Here is a 16,775-nt window from a genome sequence, read left to right as displayed (position 1 = left end):
TTCCCGGGTTTTACTTCTTTGGCTGCGAAGCATCAATTGCGAGATGTCACTGGAGTGAAGATTTCACGGTGAGTACTGGGATTTGGGAGGTACGCACGACGTTTTCTGCGGTACTTCCAATGATGAGGTGTGGGAATCCGGTTCTCCCGTGAGTTCCCATGATAATCAAATCGGCAGCTTCATCGGAAGCGCATTTGACGATCTCATAGAATGGAGTACCTGTCCTCAATCGGGACTGCACGTTGTCGACCGAACGAGAAAGCTCTTTTTCTAATAATTGCAACGCCTTCTCTGCCGATTTTTGGATTTCAAGCAACTGCTGTTCCATGTCCGCGGGTACGGATTCGAGAGATGGAAAGCCGATTTGTTTCGTATTCACCACATGGAGGACAATCAGCTCCGCGTCGAATGCTCGAGCGAATTCTATGGCATATCCGCGGGCAGGAAGCGAATTATGCGAAAAATCTGTGCAATAGAGAATGCGTTTTGGCATGAAGGATATCCTTTCGAAAGGTGAGCTGTGCCGGCGCATCTGATCGATAGTAGCATACTTCGCGAGAGTTATCTTAGCGCAAGGCACAATCTGCAAATCCATTGAGAAAATTATCCTGTCTTCCGTCTTTCATGATGATGAGAAAAACGATGGCAGTCATACGCGAGATCAAAGAAACAGGCGGATGTTTTCTTTCCTTCCTGTTTATTATTGATTTTCAGCTACGTATCCTTTATAATTAAAGCAAATCATGCTTTGTTGGAGATATATTACATGGCCAGACTAGAAGAACTCGTTAACCCCACGGAACTTCTTGCAGAAATCAAGAACGGTTCAACTAAAAATGAGTTGATAAAGAAGTACAGAACATCCGAACAGGAATTGGCCATGATGCTCTTGCCAATGTACAGGCGAAACGAGATGACGAAAGAAGAATTTAACAGTTTCTTTCAAGGCATATCGCTCAAAGTTTCGTCAGAAGACAATCAGCAGAAAAAATCAGATGCCCAACCTGTGGAACCACAAAGACCTGAAGACGAGCCTCCTTCGGAAATACTCCAAAGACTTTCAAATCTGTTTCATCGAAAATCTGCATCTGAATCCAAGCAGGCGCCGAAAGAGGAACCCGTTCTCGCCGAGAAAACAGTCGAGCCTGAGCCCGAAGCCGATGTTCAAAACGTTTCTCCGCAGCCCGTCAATGCCGAACCGACCGTGGCTGTAATGCAGCAAGCGGAGAGCACCTCGTCACCGGATCGCGAGATTGCAGAAGAAACACCGCAGGTTGAACCGCGGGTATCGAAACCTTTGAACTCGGCTGAATTGGCGCAGCTCGTCAACAAGACACTTGCCAGGATCAATGCCATCGAGACCAGACTAAAGAATCTGGAGAAAAAAATCGGTCTGGAGTAACAATTGAGTCGCTACGTACAGGTTCGGACCACAGGCGTCCGGGGATTGCTTAGTGCCAGTCGCAATGAACATTCCTGCCGGTCCATTTTATCAATATCATTGATCATGTTTGAAGATGTGCCGGCACGGAGGCCGGCACCCACCTACTCCTCCTCAGTCGGACATTCATTTTGACAATTCGTATAACCGTTGATCTATTTTGAGGTAGGCGATTCAGGAGAACTGCTCCAGATCGCTCACGGAAGATCAACTCCCATTTTCCGGGTTTTCATCTTCATTGTTCCCGATGGTGAAGCTCGTCTCATTTCCCCGTGGACACTCGAACCAGTTTCCTCTATGGTGATTTCACCACACAAAAAGGAGTTACACATGAGAATTCGAACTGTACTCATGATTCTATCAATCACGGCTGGAGTCCTTGGTATGATGCTCCTGACGAGTACCGCTTTCGCGGAGATGAAGATTGCCAAGGTGAATCTTTCCGCTGTCAGCGAGAATTCCACCCGGATAAAAGCAGCAATGGAAGACATGAAAAAGGTCCAACTGGAAAGCGCTCCCAAGCTGACGGTTCTGAGTAATGAAATCAAGAAGCTTGAAGACCAGTTGAAAGCCGGGGAAGCAACCCTTTCTAAAGAGGAAAAAGAGAAGCTTGAAAACGAAGTCCAGACCAAGAGACAGGAGATGCAGCAGGAACAGCAGAGCATAAGGGTCAAGCTAGCATTCAAGCAGAAATCATTGGGCAATGTCGTGAGAACTCAGCTAAACGAAATTCTCGAAAAAATTGCCAAGGAAGAAAAGTTTAATGCCATTCTGAACAGTGATGTCGTGCTCTATTCTGACGGCGTTCCGGATCTCACGGAAAAGGTCACAAAAGCATTGGACGCGATGCCTGCCCTGGAAATAACGCCCAAATAGAGTAGTTCTACATTATTAATCAGGACGTATCATGACCGTGCAATATGATATGGGTATTCTGGGCGGAGGTCCGGGCGGTTATATGACCGCCCTTCGGGCTCGCCAGTTGGGTCTGACCGTGATCCTTGCGGAACAGGAAAGGATCGGAGGCGTTTGTCTGAACCGCGGCTGTATTCCTACAAAATCTTTGCTCGCGGATCTCGACGGTCTTCGCTGGGCAAAGAGGGCCGTTCAAGACGGCATCATACCTGCTCTTCCAGAAATACACTTTGACCGGATGGTAGACCGCAAAGACACGATTGTTAACGGCATGGTCTCCAACCTGGAAAAACTGCTTCGTGCAGGTGGAGTGGAAATTATCCAAGGCAGAGCATCCGTACCGGAACCCGGTGTCATGACAATGGATGATGGGCGGCAATTCACTGCTCGCTCTCTCGTGCTTGCCACAGGCTCGCGACAGACTAAATTGCCTATCTCCGGCATTGATTTACCGGGAATTGTCGGTACCCGTGAAATCCTCTCCATGAGGCAAGTGCCACAGCGACTCGTGATCGTGGGCGGCGGAATAATCGGTCAGGAGTTTGCGGCGATATTCGCTCCGTTGGGTAGCAAAGTCACCATTCTCGAGGCTCTCGACAGAATCCTCTCTGAAGTCGATGCCGAAATGGCAAAGCGTTTCGCCAGTCTTTTGCCCGGCCAGCGAATAACCGTCGAAACGGGTGCTCGCATCGACGCGTTCCAACAATCGGGAAGCTCGCTTCGTGTTATTTACGAAAAGAAATCAAAAGAAAAGACAATCGATGCGGATCTGGTTCTCATTGCAGCAGGTCGGGCTCCCAATACCGCAGGGCTCGGACTCGACGCTCTCGGGATAAGAACGGAAAAAGGATCGGTTCTCGTGGATCGGACACTTCGGACCTCAACAGAGGGAATCTATGCAGTGGGAGATGTCACGGGACGAAAAATGCTGGCTCATGTGGCCTACTATCATGGTGAAATTGCTGCAGAGAATATCGCAGGGATGGATACGGTTGCTGAAGATCGTGTCGTCCCGAGCTGTGTATTTACTCATCCACAGATCGCGTGGGCCGGTCTCACCGAGGAGCAGGCAATAGCGAGCGATCTCAGTTTCCGTACGAGCATGTTTTCTTTTTCTTCCAATGGAAAAGCTCAAGCTATGGGGGATTCCCGGGGATGGGTGAAGCTTCTGGAAGATTCCACATCGGGTTCGCTTATCGGTGCACATATTCTGGGTCCGGAGGCGTCGGAGCTGATAGCGGAGTTGACGCTGGCAGTAAGAATGCGGTTATCGGCAAAAGATCTGGCTGACACCATCCATGCACATCCCACCCTTTCCGAGGCATTGCGGGAAACAGCGCTGGGACTGTTGGGGGGTTCCCTCCACGCTGCTTCACGGGTGAAGACGTTTGGAATTCCACAGCAAGTTTCGGAAAAGCGAAATTGATCTATTGCGGAGCCAAGGTGAGCATATTCAGACTTCTTGATACAGGCTGCATTTCTGCTGCAGAAAATATGGCTTTGGATAACATCCTACTCGAGGAAATAGCCGAAGGTTGGAGCCCGCCTACGCTGCGGTTCCTGCAATTCAAGCCTGCGGCTGCACTGGTGGGATACCATCAGGACGTGAATCTGGAAATCAGGCTGGAATACTGCCACGCGGAAGGAATCCACGTGAATCGCCGCATCACAGGCGGTGGCGGCATTTTGTTTCAAGAATCCGGACTCGGCTGGGAAATCTTCGGACGTCGCGGCGACGATCCTTTTCGAGGTTCGTATGAGTCCATACTTCATAGAATCTGCTCGGCAGCGGCGGCAGGTATTTCTCACCTTGGCGTTCCGGCGGCGTTCCGGCCTCGAAACGATATCGAGGTAAATGGCCGAAAGGTCTCCGGAACAGGTGGAGTTACCCTGGGTAATGGTTTCATGTTCCAGGGCACGCTGCTTGTAAACAATGAAGTAGAGCTTTTTCTGCGCAGTCTCAGAGTTCCCGTTGAAAAGCTGAAGAAGCGGGAAATTGAATCGCTCATGGAACGGATCTGTTTTCTTTCGGACCTGCTCTCACCAATGCCGTCTCTGGAAACGATCAAAGGTGTCCTGGTGCAATCTTTTGCGAACGATCTCGGAATGGACCTCGTTCCGGACGGACTTACAGAGAGAGAGCAGAAGAAACTTGAAGAGCAACTCCCGTACTTTCAAAGCAATGCATGGATCGATTCTCGTTCCCGTCCCCCTGCTGAAGGCGAGCCTCTTCGTTCCATTACCCAGACCGATGCCGGGACATTGAGAGTGCATCTCTGGCCTGCTCCCGGAGGAAAAAGAATCAAACAGGCGCTTATTGTAGGAGATTTCTTCGCCATTCCCGGACGCTTGATCCATGATCTCGAGGCTGCGTTAATAGGAGAGCGGATCGAACGATCTGCCCTGGAACAGGCGGTCCTGAAGTTTTTTCTCCATTCTGACGGGTTCATTTTCGGCATGCGGCCGGAGGAAATGGCATGTGCGATTTCTTCTGCAGCGGACCGGTTGTTGATCGCAGGTCATGATCTGACCAGGAATGAAGTGAACGATCTTTTTCTGGTAAATCTGGCTCCCCACGAGCTGCAAAGTTTCGCGGCCAAATGGCTTCTGCTTCCCTATTGTTCCAAAAGTCCCGAATGCGCATACAGGCAAATTTCCGGATGCGATGAATGCGGTGATTGCGAAATCGGAGCATGCTTCGATCTTGCACGAGCTTTCGGCATGTTCCCCATAACCATTCAAAGTTTCGAGCACTTGATGCACGTCCTCAGCAACGAGTGCACGGACGGGAACGCAATGTACGTGGGATCGTGCTGCGAAGCATTCTACTCGAAGCACCAGCGAGAAATGCAGGATACCGGGGTTCGCGGTCTCCTCGTAAATTTGGATTGCACCACCTGCTACGATCTCGGCAAAGGCACGAGGGCCTATAGAGGAGATTTCGAGAACAAGACAACCCTGAATATGGAATTGCTGCAAAAAGCACTGAGGCTTGTACATGGGCCGCACGATCGCATGTGACGTTCTCGTGGTCGGAGCAGGCCCGGCCGGGTCTTCCGCTGCCAGAGCCGCGGCTGAAATGGGTGTCGATACCGTTCTCATCGACGCAAAAATGCGCATCGGCGAGCAACCTCATTGCGGCGAATTCGTGCCCTCACGACTCTTCGGCGAATTTCATCTCGACAAATCCTGCATCATCCAATCTGTCGACTCCATGGAAACCCGGATTCTCACCGGACTGTCCGAATTCGGCCCGGATCTCTGCATTCCTGCGATGACAACTGTGTCCCCGGGACACATGATAGATCGGGTCCGATTCGACCGTGATTTGGCCCGGAAAGCATCAGAATCCGGAGCCCGTGTGTTCTCCGGAACTCGCTTGATTCGACACAAAAACGATTATTGGATTGCGAGAGCGCCGGAGTCCGAGATTTCCTTTTTCCCGAGAATTGTTATTGCTGCAGATGGACCGCTGTCGTCCGTAGGGTCTCTTCTTGGACTGCCAAGCTTTCAATTCTTGAAAGGACTCCAGGTTGAGGTGCCTCTTGCTGAGTCGATAGGGAAAACCATTATCTTCCTTGATAAGGCATTCTCGGGCGGTTACGGCTGGCTGTTTCCCAAGGGAATTGTCGCGAATCTGGGCATTGGCGCACGTCCTGATACGAATGTCCGTGACCTGCTCCGGAGCCTGGCAAGCGCTCTCATTACATCGGGTATGATCCGCGAAGGGATTCTCGCCCGATATGGAGGCATTATCCCGGTGTCAGGATTGCGACCTTCGTTGTGCGTGGAGAATGTTATTTTCTGCGGAGATGCTGCCGGCTTGACTCACCCCGTAACCGGTGCAGGGATACCTCAGGCAGTGTTCTCCGGCGATCTTGCGGGACGTGCAGCTTCGGCTGCAATCAAAAACTCAAGCGACCTGCCCATCAGAGAATACGAAGCCGAAGTGAGAGGCCGATACAAGGGCGTGATCGATCATGCGGTTTCCAAGAGAACTATCATGGGTTCCTGGAAAACAGGAACCGATACGGACTATGTAAAACTCTGCGAGCAGACCTGGATCGCTTTCAAAGGCTACAGGCAGCGGATAAGAAATGTTTCGAACGATCGTGTCGGGCAGAGTCATGCAGACTGAGTTGAATCCCGACCAGCGAGACCTCCTGCGTGCAGCCTGGGATCTATCGCGTGCGGCTCACGGATATTCGCTCTCCGTACACGTCCCGGGAATGTTTGTTGTGAACGGAAGGCGAGGCCGTTACAGGGCTGTTTCTATCACTGGAGGCACATGCGATCTGGGGTGTGAGCACTGCAAAGGTTTTCTCCTTCGGACAATGGCACACGCATCGACTCCGGAAAGCCTCGTTGAATATGGCAGAGCGGCCTTTGCCAGAGGCGACCACGGAATACTCGTGACAGGAGGCTGTGACAGTCTTGGAAGGCTTCCCTGGCGAGAATTCATCCCGGCAATCTCAAGACTGAAGCGAGAAACGGATCTTGTAATTACGGTTCACGCAGGACAGGTTGACACGGACACTGCCGTTGCTCTCAAACAATCGAGAGTGGATCAAGCGCTGGTGGATGTAATCGGCGACGATGGTACCGTTCGGGAAGTCTATCACCTTGATGACGGAGTCCGGACCATTCGCAAAACAATGGACGCTCTTGCCTTTGCAGGTCTGGAAATAGTGCCGCACATCTTGTACGGTTTGCATTACGGAGCGAAACGCGGCGAAGATCGAGCACTCGAAATGCTGAGGGATTATCCGCTCAGCAAATACGTGCTGGTTGTAATAATGCCTTCATCCGAAACGCCCATGAAGTTCGTCGAACCTCCAGCGCCTCTGGAAGTTGCGCTGTTTTTGGCCAAGGCTCGTCTGGAATTGCCTTTGCTTCAAGCGTCTCTCGGGTGCGCTCGCCCTCGTGGAAAGTACCGCAAAACATTGGATGTCTTGGCAGTTGCAGCGGGCATCAATTCTCTCGCGCTCCCATCCGAACAGGGCTTGAGAGAGGCTGAATCACGCGGGCTTGAAATCTGCTATAGTGAGACTTGCTGTTCGCTCGGAACATACATATCAGGAGATCGGTTCCAATGAATACCTGCCACAGTGTTGCAGAACCCGAACAATTTCAGGAAAGCCCGGATCATGTGAGGCTCTCTTTGGCTGCTGCGATGACGTTGGGATTCGTCCCCGGTTGGTTTTATCGCAATGCAAAGCTCGGGTGCATCAATCTTCTCTTGACATACCAGGGAGGCTGCAAAGCCAACTGTGCATTCTGCGGACTGGCCGCCGAGAAGCATGCTCCTCGTGGTACCAATTTCATAAGAGTCCCCTGGAAATCCTATGCAACGTCGGACGTCATTGAAGGAATCCGGAATGCGCCATCCCACGTGAGTCGCGTGTGTATTTCCATGATTACCCATCCGCGCTGTAAAGCAGACGTTTTGACCGTTTGCAGACGAATCGCCCGGGAAACCGGCAAGGCTGTTTCTCTGCTCATTTCTCCCACCCTGTTGCAGGAAGACGATTTACGAGCAATGAAACACGCGGGTGCAGATCGGGTGGGAGTAGCCATTGATGCGGCAATCCCGGAAATTTTCGAGCAACTCCGAGGCAAACCGGTGCATGGACCGCATTCGTGGGAGAAGTACTGGCATATCTATGAAAAGAGCGTGAGTGTTTTCGGCAGAGACAAGGCCGGTGTACACCTTATCTGTGGGCTGGGAGAAACGGAACGGCAGATGGTGGAAGCCATATCCAGAGCGAGGAATATGGGGGGATTCACTCATCTCTTTTGTTTCTTTCCCGAACGAGGTTCCCGCATGGAGAAACACCCGGTTCCGAAAGCTGCGACATACAGGCGGATTCAACTGGCCCGCTGGTTGATTGATACTGATGTTTCGACACTGGATCTCATGAGATTTGATGAATGCGGACGAATCATTGATTTCGGCATCCCGGAAGCAAAGATGCAGCAGGTGATCGACAGCGGCACGCCATTTCAGACGTCAGGCTGCCCCGGACCTGACGGAAAAGTTGCCTGCAATCGTCCGTACGGGAACGAAAAACCCGGTCCCGACATCAGGAATTATCCCTTTCCGCCGGATGTAGAGGATCTCACCTTGATAAAAGCTCAGTTAATGGATTACAGCAGCTAATTGCGTGGGTGGCCCAAATAAGCGCAAACACTAGGAGGCTGTCTCAAAACTTCCTAATCGTTTAGGATGCGGGTAAGCAGAAAAGGTCGACACCGGAACCACTCGAGAGTGAACAACGAGAATTCTTAGGGTCCTCATGGTAACTGCGACCTTAACGCTTGTCATTGCAAGCGACGTGGCAATGACAGCATTTGATGGACTGCTGAATGGACATCCCGATACTCTGTGCGAACACATGCTCACATCTGTGAGCGTACCCAATGTTTGGCAGTTACGATACCGCCTTGAACATATAGATCTTGGATCGATATTCTGAAACAATTTCCGCAGGGGCGCCAACCTATTGGCATTCGCTGTATGGAAACGAGTGCATCGGTTGAATTTCAGATCTCAAACCGGTATAGTTTTATTGCTAAACCGCATATGTTCCCGGTCCGAAGCTTTCGGCCACGAACGTCCTGCGAAGCTCTTTTTTCATATTACGGAAAATATGCAGAAGTCATTGTTGCGACGCTGCGGTTAATACTCCCGCCGGAGGACAAAAATGGCGGAAAGAATTCTCATTTTCGATACTACACTAAGGGATGGAGAACAATCTCCCGGCGCTACCATGAACCAGCAGGAAAAGCTGCAAATGGCCCGCCAATTGGAGAAATTGGGTGTTGATATTGTGGAAGCCGGTTTTCCGGCAAGTTCTACAGGAGATAAAGAAAGTGTCGCCCTCATTGCAGGTGCTCTTCATAAATCCCGCGTGGTTGCTCTTGCTCGAACAGTTGCAGAAGATATCGAAACCACATGGCGTGCTGTGGAGAAAGCAGCTTTTCCAGGAATTCATACCTTCATCGCGACCAGCGATATTCATATGCAACACAAATTGAGAATGTCGCGTCAGGAGGTTATCGATCGGACAGGACAGGCTGTCCGCCTTGCTCGTTCGCTCTCCGATTGGGTAGAATTCTCCTGTGAGGACGCTACACGCAGCGACCCGGCTTTCATGTGTCAGGTGATTCAGACTGCCGTAGATGAAGGCGCAACGACGATCAACGTGCCCGACACGGTGGGCTATGCACATCCCGATGAAATGTCCGAGTTAATCCAGATCGTCAAGAAAACCGTTACAGGTTTGGAAAACGTCGTCCTCTCGGTTCATTGCCATAACGATCTGGGATTAGCCGTAGCAAACACGCTTGCAGCAATTAAGGCCGGCGCTCGCCAGGTGGAATGCACCATCAACGGTATCGGTGAGAGAGCCGGAAACGCTGCACTCGAAGAAATAGCCATGATTCTGAACACCCGGAAAGAGGCCTTCGGTTATTACACGGGAATTGTCACCGAGCAGATTTTTCACACCAGCAGACTTGTCACAAGTATTACCGGCATACCTGTTCAGCCAAATAAGGCTATTGTAGGCGCAAACGCTTTTGCGCACGAGTCCGGGATTCATCAGGATGGAGTCATCAAAGAACGCACCACCTATGAAATAATGAATCCTGAGAGCGTTGGTATCGCCAAGTCTTCTCTGGTCCTGGGAAAACACTCGGGACGCCATGCATTTCGCGAACGTGCCAAATCATTGGGATATATATTGACTGACGATGAGCTAAATAGAAGCTTCAAGCGCTTCAAAGATCTGGCCGACCGCAAGAAAACCGTGTTTGATGAGGACATTGAAGCCGTCATCGCTGAAGAAGTGCTCAGATCCGATCAAACGTATAAGCTCCTGTCTTTGACCGTAATGTCCGGCTCGCACGTGGTACCGACAGCAACAGTACGCATGGAGATCGACGGAGTGGAATACCACGGAGCAGAACTCGGTAACGGTCCCGTGGACGCTACTTACAATGCCATTATGAAGCTGACTGGCAGGGCACCGAAACTCTTACGCTTTTCCATTAGCAGTATTACCGGAGGCACGGATGCTCTCGGTGAAGTTACCATCCGTTTAGAGGAAGAAGGAAATCAGTCAATCGGAAAAGGTGCTCACGAAGACATTCTCGTTGCCGCGGCAAAAGCGATGGTTAATGCAATGAACAGGTTGGATTATCTTTCCAAATTACCGAAACCCTCTATCAGACTTTGATCGGCAACAGAGACCGTGTTTGAGGGCATCGCTGCGTTTGGGAGTTCGGTCTTAGAAAGCTTCAGTTTAGTTGAGTTTTGTTATGCGACGATCTCTGTGAATGTCGCGACTGAAACGCATTTCCGATGTACACGCGCGTGTTTTTTAAAATCGTAATATCGTAATAGTTCTACCAAAAATCTATTGCAGTTAAACGAATACTACTTCATAATGCAAAGGCTTACCCATCGCAGTTTCGGATTCTCGCTAAAAGACCCAGGGCAATCTTGCCGATACAAATTAGAATCTCCAAGAAGAGAGGAGTGAATCTATGGCCGGAGACAAGTACGAAGAAAAAGAAAGGTTTGACGGGCAGAAGGTGAAAATTCTTCTCCCTACGTATGCTGTCGGTGCCGATGAAGATCGTTACCAATGGCGAAAGAATATCGATGCAGTCAACGTTGGTGAGCAGAGCCAACCCGTGATGAGATATCTCACCTCGGCTGAGCGGTATTTCTACTCGAAAGAGTGGTTCGGAAGCGAGAAACGGAAAAATCCCGCCTGAGGCATTCGTAGTATATACCCCTCATGAATCATTGTAGGTCAAGGAAGGTGGCAAATGGCTGAACTGCCAAAAGTAAAATATTCGGGAAAAATACGTGAAATAAAAATTGGGAAGCCGGGTTGCGAGATAACCGTAGGCGGCGAAACCGCTTACAATTTCTACTCCTTTGAAGGAAAAACTCCCAATGCGCCGAAACTAGCGCTGCAGGTTTTGGATATAGTGCCCGAAGAGTGGGCTGCCGAGGCATTGGCTCCGTTCAAAGACGTGCTGGGAGATCCAGTGGCTTGGGCCAAGAAGTGCGTCGACGAGTACAAAGCGGATGCCGTGTGCCTTTGGCTTACCGGCACAGATCCCAACGGAAAAAATCTTTCAGCCGAGCATGCTGCGAAAGTGGCTAAGGAAGTGGCGGAAGCCATTAATGTTCCGCTGATCGTGTGGGGCACGTCAAGCGACGTCAAGAATACGGAAGTGCTCAAAGCGGTGGCGGAAGCATGCGCCGGTTTGAATGTGGTCATTGGCCCGGTAACAGAAGGCAACTACAAGCAGGTCGGAGCGGCGGCAATCGCATACAAGCATACGGTAGCCGCAAATACGCCGATAGACATCAACTTAGCCAAGCAGTTGAACATTCTTCTGGAGAACCTCGGCGTTCCCAACGACAAAATACTCGTGGATCCCACTACAGGTGGTGTGGGCTACGGTATGGAGTACTGTTATTCCATTATGGAGAGGATCAGACAGGCAGCTCTGACCCAGAACGACGACAAGCTCCAGTATCCCATAATTAACAATGTCGCCGAGGAAGTGTGGAAAACCAAAGAAGCCAAACTTTCTACGGATGCGGATCCCAAATTGGGCGAGGCAGGAACTCGCGGGATCAACCTGGAAGCCATCACTGCATTGAGTGCTCTCCAGGCTGGCTCGGATCTTCTGATCCTGAGACATCCAAAGACTCTCGAACATATTCGCAAATATATTTCCAGTATTATGGTGGAGACCACCCTGGATGCAATGGGAGTGGATTTAAAGCTTATCGAAGCAGCGGCACCCAAGGCCGAACCCGCAGCAGCAAAACCGGCGGCGGCAGCCCCGAAACCTGCTGAAAAACCGGCACCTGCACCTGCACCTCCCAAGGCAGCCGAACCGAAAGAGGAGAAAGCTCCCCCTGTAACCAAGCCGGCAGCTCCCAAAGCTGCAGCGAAACCGGCAGTCGAAGAAGAGGAAGCGATAATGGGATTGACAAAAGACGATGTTCAAGGCCTCAAAGAAATGGTCGGCTTCTTCAAGGCATTGAAGACGGCCATGGGGGCTGATGCCCCGGTTGCAAAAGCTGAAGGTCCTGCCGTAGTGGCACCTCCGCCCAAGAAAAAAGAAGTCGGACCTGCCGATTGGACTCAATACGCAATTGATACTCCAACGATTGAGGGACTGAAGAAAGCGGATCGCGAAGGCTACACCACTGCTTTCCATCGTGCCCGGACCATGACCGCATGCCCCATCGGTAAAGGCGGAACCTGCTGCAAAATCTGCAACATGGGCCCCTGCCGGGTGCTTCCTCCCAAGGGCAAAGACGAAACGCCCGAAGAGAGAAAAAAACGAACCGGTCTTTGCGGCGCCACCCCTGAAACCATCGCGGCGAGAAACTTCGCAAGAATGGTTGCCGCCGGTGCAGCAGCCCACAGCGACCACGGACGCCATGTCGCTCACACCTTCCTGCATGCCGCAAAAGGCGAACTCCCCGATTACCAGATCAAAGACATTCCGAAGCTCTTCGCCATTGCAATGGACTATGATATTCCCACTGAAGGCCGCGAAATTAAAGACATCGCAATTGATGTCGGCAAGAGAGCTCTGCAACAGTACGGTCAGCAGGATGGCGAAATCCTGAACGTGAAACGGGCCCCGCTGAAACGCCAGGAGATCTGGAAACAAGAAGGAGTCATCCCGGCAGGAATCGACAGACCGGTTGTCGAAGTCATGCACATGACCCATATGGGTGTGAACCAGGAAATGGAACACATCATCCGCCTGGCGACAAAATGCTCCCTGGCCGACGGTTGGGGCGGCTCCATGATCGCCACGGATCTTTCCGATATTCTCTATGGAACTCCGGTTCCGATCCTCGGCAAAGTCAACCTCGGCTGCATGAAAGAAGACACCGTAAACATTATCGTTCACGGACATGAGCCGTCATTGTCGGAAATCATCGTTCAGGCAGTGCAAGATCCGGAAATGATCGCCTATGCAAAGAGCAAAGGTGCAACCGGTGGTATCAGCCTGGGCGGTATTTGCTGTACTTCCAATGAAATCCTGATGCGCCACGGTATTCCTGTCGCCGGTAATTACCTGCAGCAGGAAATCGCAGTTATCACGGGCGCTCTCGAAGCCATCGTGGTGGACGTCCAGTGCGTCATGCAGGGATTGGCAGAGCTGGCCAAGTGTTTCCACACTCAGGTGGTTACAACCAGCCCGATTGCCAAGATGCAGGGAGCTTACAAGCATTATAGCTACGATGAGCGATATGGACTCGAAACGGCAAAAGCTATCGTAAAAGACGCTATCGACAATTTCCCGAATCGTGACAAGAACAAAGTGTCGATTCCCACAGAGCAGCAGGACATGGTTGTCGGGTTCAGCCACGAAACCATCAGTTACATGCTGGGTGGCATGTTCCGAGCCAGCTATCGGCCTCTGAACGACAATATCATCAACGGTCGTGTTCGAGGTCTCGCTGGTATCGTCGGTTGTGGCAATGCCCGGGTAAAGAACGATTATCTGCACGTGGAACTTGCTAAAGAGCTTATCAAGAATGACGTGCTCGTGCTCACAACCGGTTGCTCCGCCATCGCCCTCGGAAAAGCCGGTCTGCTCACTCCGGAAGCTTCAAAATACTGCGGTGCGGGACTTGCCGAAGTCTGCGAGACAGTGGGAATCCCGCCGTGCCTCCATATGGGATCCTGCGTGGATAATAGCCGAATCCTCATGGCCGCAACTGCAGTGGTAAGAGATGGTGGTCTGGGCGACGACATCTCCGATCTGCCCGCAGTCGGCTGCGCCCCGGAATGGATGAGTGAAAAAGCCGTCTCTATCGGCCAATACTTTGTCGCCTCTGGCGTATACGTGTTGTTCGGTGTCGGTTTCCCGACCATCAACGAAGACGTCTGCACCAATTATCTCTTCAAAGATATCGAGAAGACGTATGGCGGTCGTTGGGATTTCGTGGAAAAAGACCCGTACGAAATGGCCAAGAGGATCATCGCTCAGATCGATGCAAAGAGAAAGGCCCTCGGCATAGACAAAGCGAGAGAGCGCGTGCTCATGGATATGGCAATGCGCAGAGAAATAGCCGGATAGCCTCCAACCGGGGGAGGACGGAGATTCCTTCCCCTCTTTATGCGAATTTCTCGACAGGAGGAACTAAACAGTGTCTAAGATTATTGCAGCGAATGTCGTAGCCGGAGCCCACAAAGTCTATGAGAAGGCCCGGAAGAAATACGAAATGGCCGTGCAAAAGTACGGCAAGAAGAAAGAAATATCTTTCCCGAACACCGGTTACTACCTGCCGGTCATCTACGGGATCCTCGGTTTTCCGGTGAAAAACCTCGGTGATGCAGGTTTGGTCCTGGATCGTTCCGAGCAGCTTATTCCTCCCCTGATCCGTGAGAAGGCTCACCTTCCGTACTTGGGACCGATCCTGGACGCCGGTATGGCTTCTCTTTTTAACTATGAAATCATCGAAGCCATTCGTTATCTTGAAGAACCTGATTTTTATCTCCCCGCGGAAGATCCCACAGATGACAAACTGTGGCTGGGCGCGGCTGATGACGTCATTTTGAGAAAACGCGGCGTGGAATTCGTGGATGGGACCGCTCCCGGATTTGCCGCAATCGTCGGCTCTGCCCCCACAAAAGAAATAGCCGCTGAAATGGCTCTGGAACTGCAGAAGAAGAACCTGTACGTGTTCATGGCCGCACAGCACAATGGCACGACCTTCTCTCAGCAGCTCCGTGAAGCCGGTGTTCAAATCGGTTGGCCCACTCGTCTCGTACCCTTTGGTCCGGACATTTCTTCAGCCATCTTTGCTGTCGGTTTTGCAACTCGTGCGGCTTTGAGCTTCGGTGGTATCGAGCCGGGCGATTTCCGCAAAGTCCTGATCTACAATAAAGATCGTGTTTTCGCGTTCGTCCTGGCGATGGGCGATGTCAGTGACGAATGGTATGCGGCTGCAGCGGGTTGCATCAATTACGGCTTCCCGACAATAGCCGATACCCCGATTCCTCAGATACTTCCTACAGGCGTGTGCACATACGAGCACGTCGTTTCCAATATTCCTCACCAGGAAATCGTTGCCAAAGCGATTGAAGTGCGCGGCCTCAAAGTAACGGTTACCGAAGTTCCGGTTCCCACCGCTTACGGTCCTGCCTTCGAGGGTGAGCGAATCCGTGGCGAAGACATTTACATGGAAGCTGGCGGCGGCAAGACTCAGGCAGTCGAGCTCACCGTTATGAAGGACATGAACGAAGTCGAAGACGGCAAGATAGAAGTTATCGGTCCGGACCTGAAGGACATCGAGGCAGGCACCCGTGTGCCTCTGGGTATTCTTGTGGAGGTTGCAGGCCGTAAGATGCAGTCCGACTTCGAGCCCATTCTTGAACGCCAGATCCACCATTTGATCAACTATGCTCAGGGTTTGATGCATATAGGACAGAGAGACATAGCCTGGGTGCGTATTGGAAAAGGTGCAGTGGAAAAAGGCTTCAGCCTGAGCCACATCGGGTCCATTCTCCATGCCAAGCTGCATCAGGACTTCGGTTCGGTTCTGGACAAGGTTCAGGTGAAGGTCTTCACGGAAAAAGACAAAGTTGACGATCTCTTGAAACAGGCCAGAGAAGTCTACGCAAAAAGAGATGCCCGAGTTGAAGGCATGACCGACGAAGACGAGCCCATTTTCTACTCTTGCACGCTGTGCCAGAGTTTCGCTCCGTCGCACGTTTGCGTTGTCACTCCGGAACGTACCGGCCTTTGCGGTGCATACAACTGGCTCGATTGCAAGGCATCATTCGAGATCAATCCCACGGGACCGAACCAGCCGATTGAAAAGGGCAAAGTCATCGACGAGCGCCTAGGACAATGGGAAGGCGTTAATGAATTCGTTCAGAAGGCATCCCGCGGAAAAGTCGTGAAGTACAACGCATACTCCATTATGGAAGATCCCATGACCTCTTGCGGTTGCTTCGAGTGCATCGCAGCAGTGCTCCCGGTTGCCAATGGAGTTATGACTGTTGACCGCGACTACAAAGGCCCCACGCCATGCGGTATGAAGTTCACGACCTTGGCGGGTAGCGCGGGTGGTGGAAACATTACTCCTGGTTTTGTCGGTCACAGCAAGCTCTATATCGGCTCGAAGAAATTCGTTGCCGCAGAAGGCGGAATCCTCCGTCTTGTGTGGATGCCGAAGGCTCTCAAAGAGATGCTGAAGGAAAAAATCGACAGACTTGGAGCAGAACGAGGTGTTTCCAATCTGTCCGACCGGATTGCAGATGAAACAGTGGGCGTGACTGAAGACGAGATTTATCCGTTCCTTCAGGAGAAAGAGCATCCGGCTGTTTCTATGGATTCCATCGTCGGATAAGCG

The 16,775-nt window shown here is 51.4% G+C and carries 12 protein-coding genes; 11 read left to right on the top strand and 1 reads right to left on the bottom strand.

Going from position 1 to position 16,775, the window contains the following annotated elements; translation table 11 throughout:
• Nucleotides 1–46: 46 nt before the first annotated feature.
• Entirely contained in the window at nucleotides 47–493 is a 447-nt protein-coding gene (locus tag DESTI_RS01220) for a universal stress protein (protein ID WP_041285863.1), read from the bottom strand.
• 273 nt (nucleotides 494–766) lie between these two features.
• On the opposite strand from DESTI_RS01220, the gene DESTI_RS01215 reads away from it, so the two are divergent.
• The 11 genes from DESTI_RS01215 to acsB all read left to right on the top strand — a co-directional run bounded on the left by DESTI_RS01215 (nucleotide 767) and on the right by acsB (nucleotide 16,772).
• Nucleotides 767–1,402 carry a hypothetical protein gene (locus DESTI_RS01215; RefSeq protein WP_014808147.1) on the top strand — a complete coding sequence of 212 codons (636 nt, stop codon included), beginning with the start codon at nucleotides 767–769 and terminating at the stop codon, nucleotides 1,400–1,402.
• A gap of 369 nt (nucleotides 1,403–1,771) precedes the next feature.
• Nucleotides 1,772–2,317: an OmpH/Skp family outer membrane protein gene (locus DESTI_RS01210; RefSeq protein ID WP_014808146.1), complete on the top strand. Its 546-nt coding sequence runs from the start codon at nucleotides 1,772–1,774 to the stop codon at nucleotides 2,315–2,317.
• A 31-nt stretch (nucleotides 2,318–2,348) separates the two neighbouring features.
• A complete protein-coding gene (lpdA, locus tag DESTI_RS01205; RefSeq protein ID WP_014808145.1) occupies nucleotides 2,349–3,782 on the top strand; it encodes a dihydrolipoyl dehydrogenase in 1,434 nt (477 codons plus the stop codon).
• A gap of 17 nt (nucleotides 3,783–3,799) precedes the next feature.
• Nucleotides 3,800–5,377, top strand: coding sequence for a lipoyl protein ligase domain-containing protein (locus tag DESTI_RS01200; RefSeq protein WP_014808144.1), 1,578 nt, complete (start codon nucleotides 3,800–3,802; stop codon nucleotides 5,375–5,377).
• Complete coding sequence (locus DESTI_RS01195; RefSeq protein WP_014808143.1) at nucleotides 5,355–6,494, top strand: geranylgeranyl reductase family protein; 1,140 nt, start codon at nucleotides 5,355–5,357, stop codon at nucleotides 6,492–6,494. The genes DESTI_RS01200 and DESTI_RS01195 overlap by 23 nt, the downstream gene beginning before the upstream one ends.
• Nucleotides 6,454–7,452 (top strand): radical SAM protein, encoded by a 999-nt coding sequence (locus tag DESTI_RS01190; RefSeq protein ID WP_014808142.1) that lies wholly within the window; start codon nucleotides 6,454–6,456, stop codon nucleotides 7,450–7,452. The genes DESTI_RS01195 and DESTI_RS01190 overlap by 41 nt, the downstream gene beginning before the upstream one ends.
• Entirely contained in the window at nucleotides 7,449–8,516 is a 1,068-nt protein-coding gene (locus tag DESTI_RS01185; RefSeq protein WP_014808141.1) for a radical SAM protein, read from the top strand. The genes DESTI_RS01190 and DESTI_RS01185 overlap by 4 nt, the downstream gene beginning before the upstream one ends.
• A 544-nt stretch (nucleotides 8,517–9,060) precedes the next feature.
• Nucleotides 9,061–10,596, top strand: a complete 1,536-nt coding sequence (locus DESTI_RS01180; protein ID WP_014808139.1) for a 2-isopropylmalate synthase — start codon at nucleotides 9,061–9,063, stop codon at nucleotides 10,594–10,596.
• 310 nt (nucleotides 10,597–10,906) lie between these two features.
• Nucleotides 10,907–11,140 carry a hypothetical protein gene (locus tag DESTI_RS01175; protein ID WP_014808138.1) on the top strand — a complete coding sequence of 78 codons (234 nt, stop codon included), beginning with the start codon at nucleotides 10,907–10,909 and terminating at the stop codon, nucleotides 11,138–11,140.
• A 54-nt stretch (nucleotides 11,141–11,194) separates the two neighbouring features.
• The gene (gene cooS, locus DESTI_RS31540) at nucleotides 11,195–14,494 is read left to right on the top strand and encodes an anaerobic carbon-monoxide dehydrogenase catalytic subunit (protein WP_014808137.1); all 3,300 of its coding nucleotides are present in this window, start codon (nucleotides 11,195–11,197) and stop codon (nucleotides 14,492–14,494) included.
• 70 nt (nucleotides 14,495–14,564) lie between these two features.
• On the top strand, nucleotides 14,565–16,772 hold the full coding sequence (gene acsB, locus DESTI_RS01160; protein WP_014808136.1) for an acetyl-CoA decarbonylase/synthase complex subunit alpha/beta: 2,208 nt from the start codon (nucleotides 14,565–14,567) through the stop codon (nucleotides 16,770–16,772).
• Nucleotides 16,773–16,775 lie beyond the last annotated feature (3 nt).

Source organism: Desulfomonile tiedjei DSM 6799, assembly GCF_000266945.1.
GTDB classification, from domain to species: Bacteria; Desulfobacterota; Desulfomonilia; order Desulfomonilales; family Desulfomonilaceae; genus Desulfomonile; species Desulfomonile tiedjei.
Note: the sequence above shows the minus strand (reverse complement) of the source record. Positions and strands in the feature narration are given on the sequence as shown.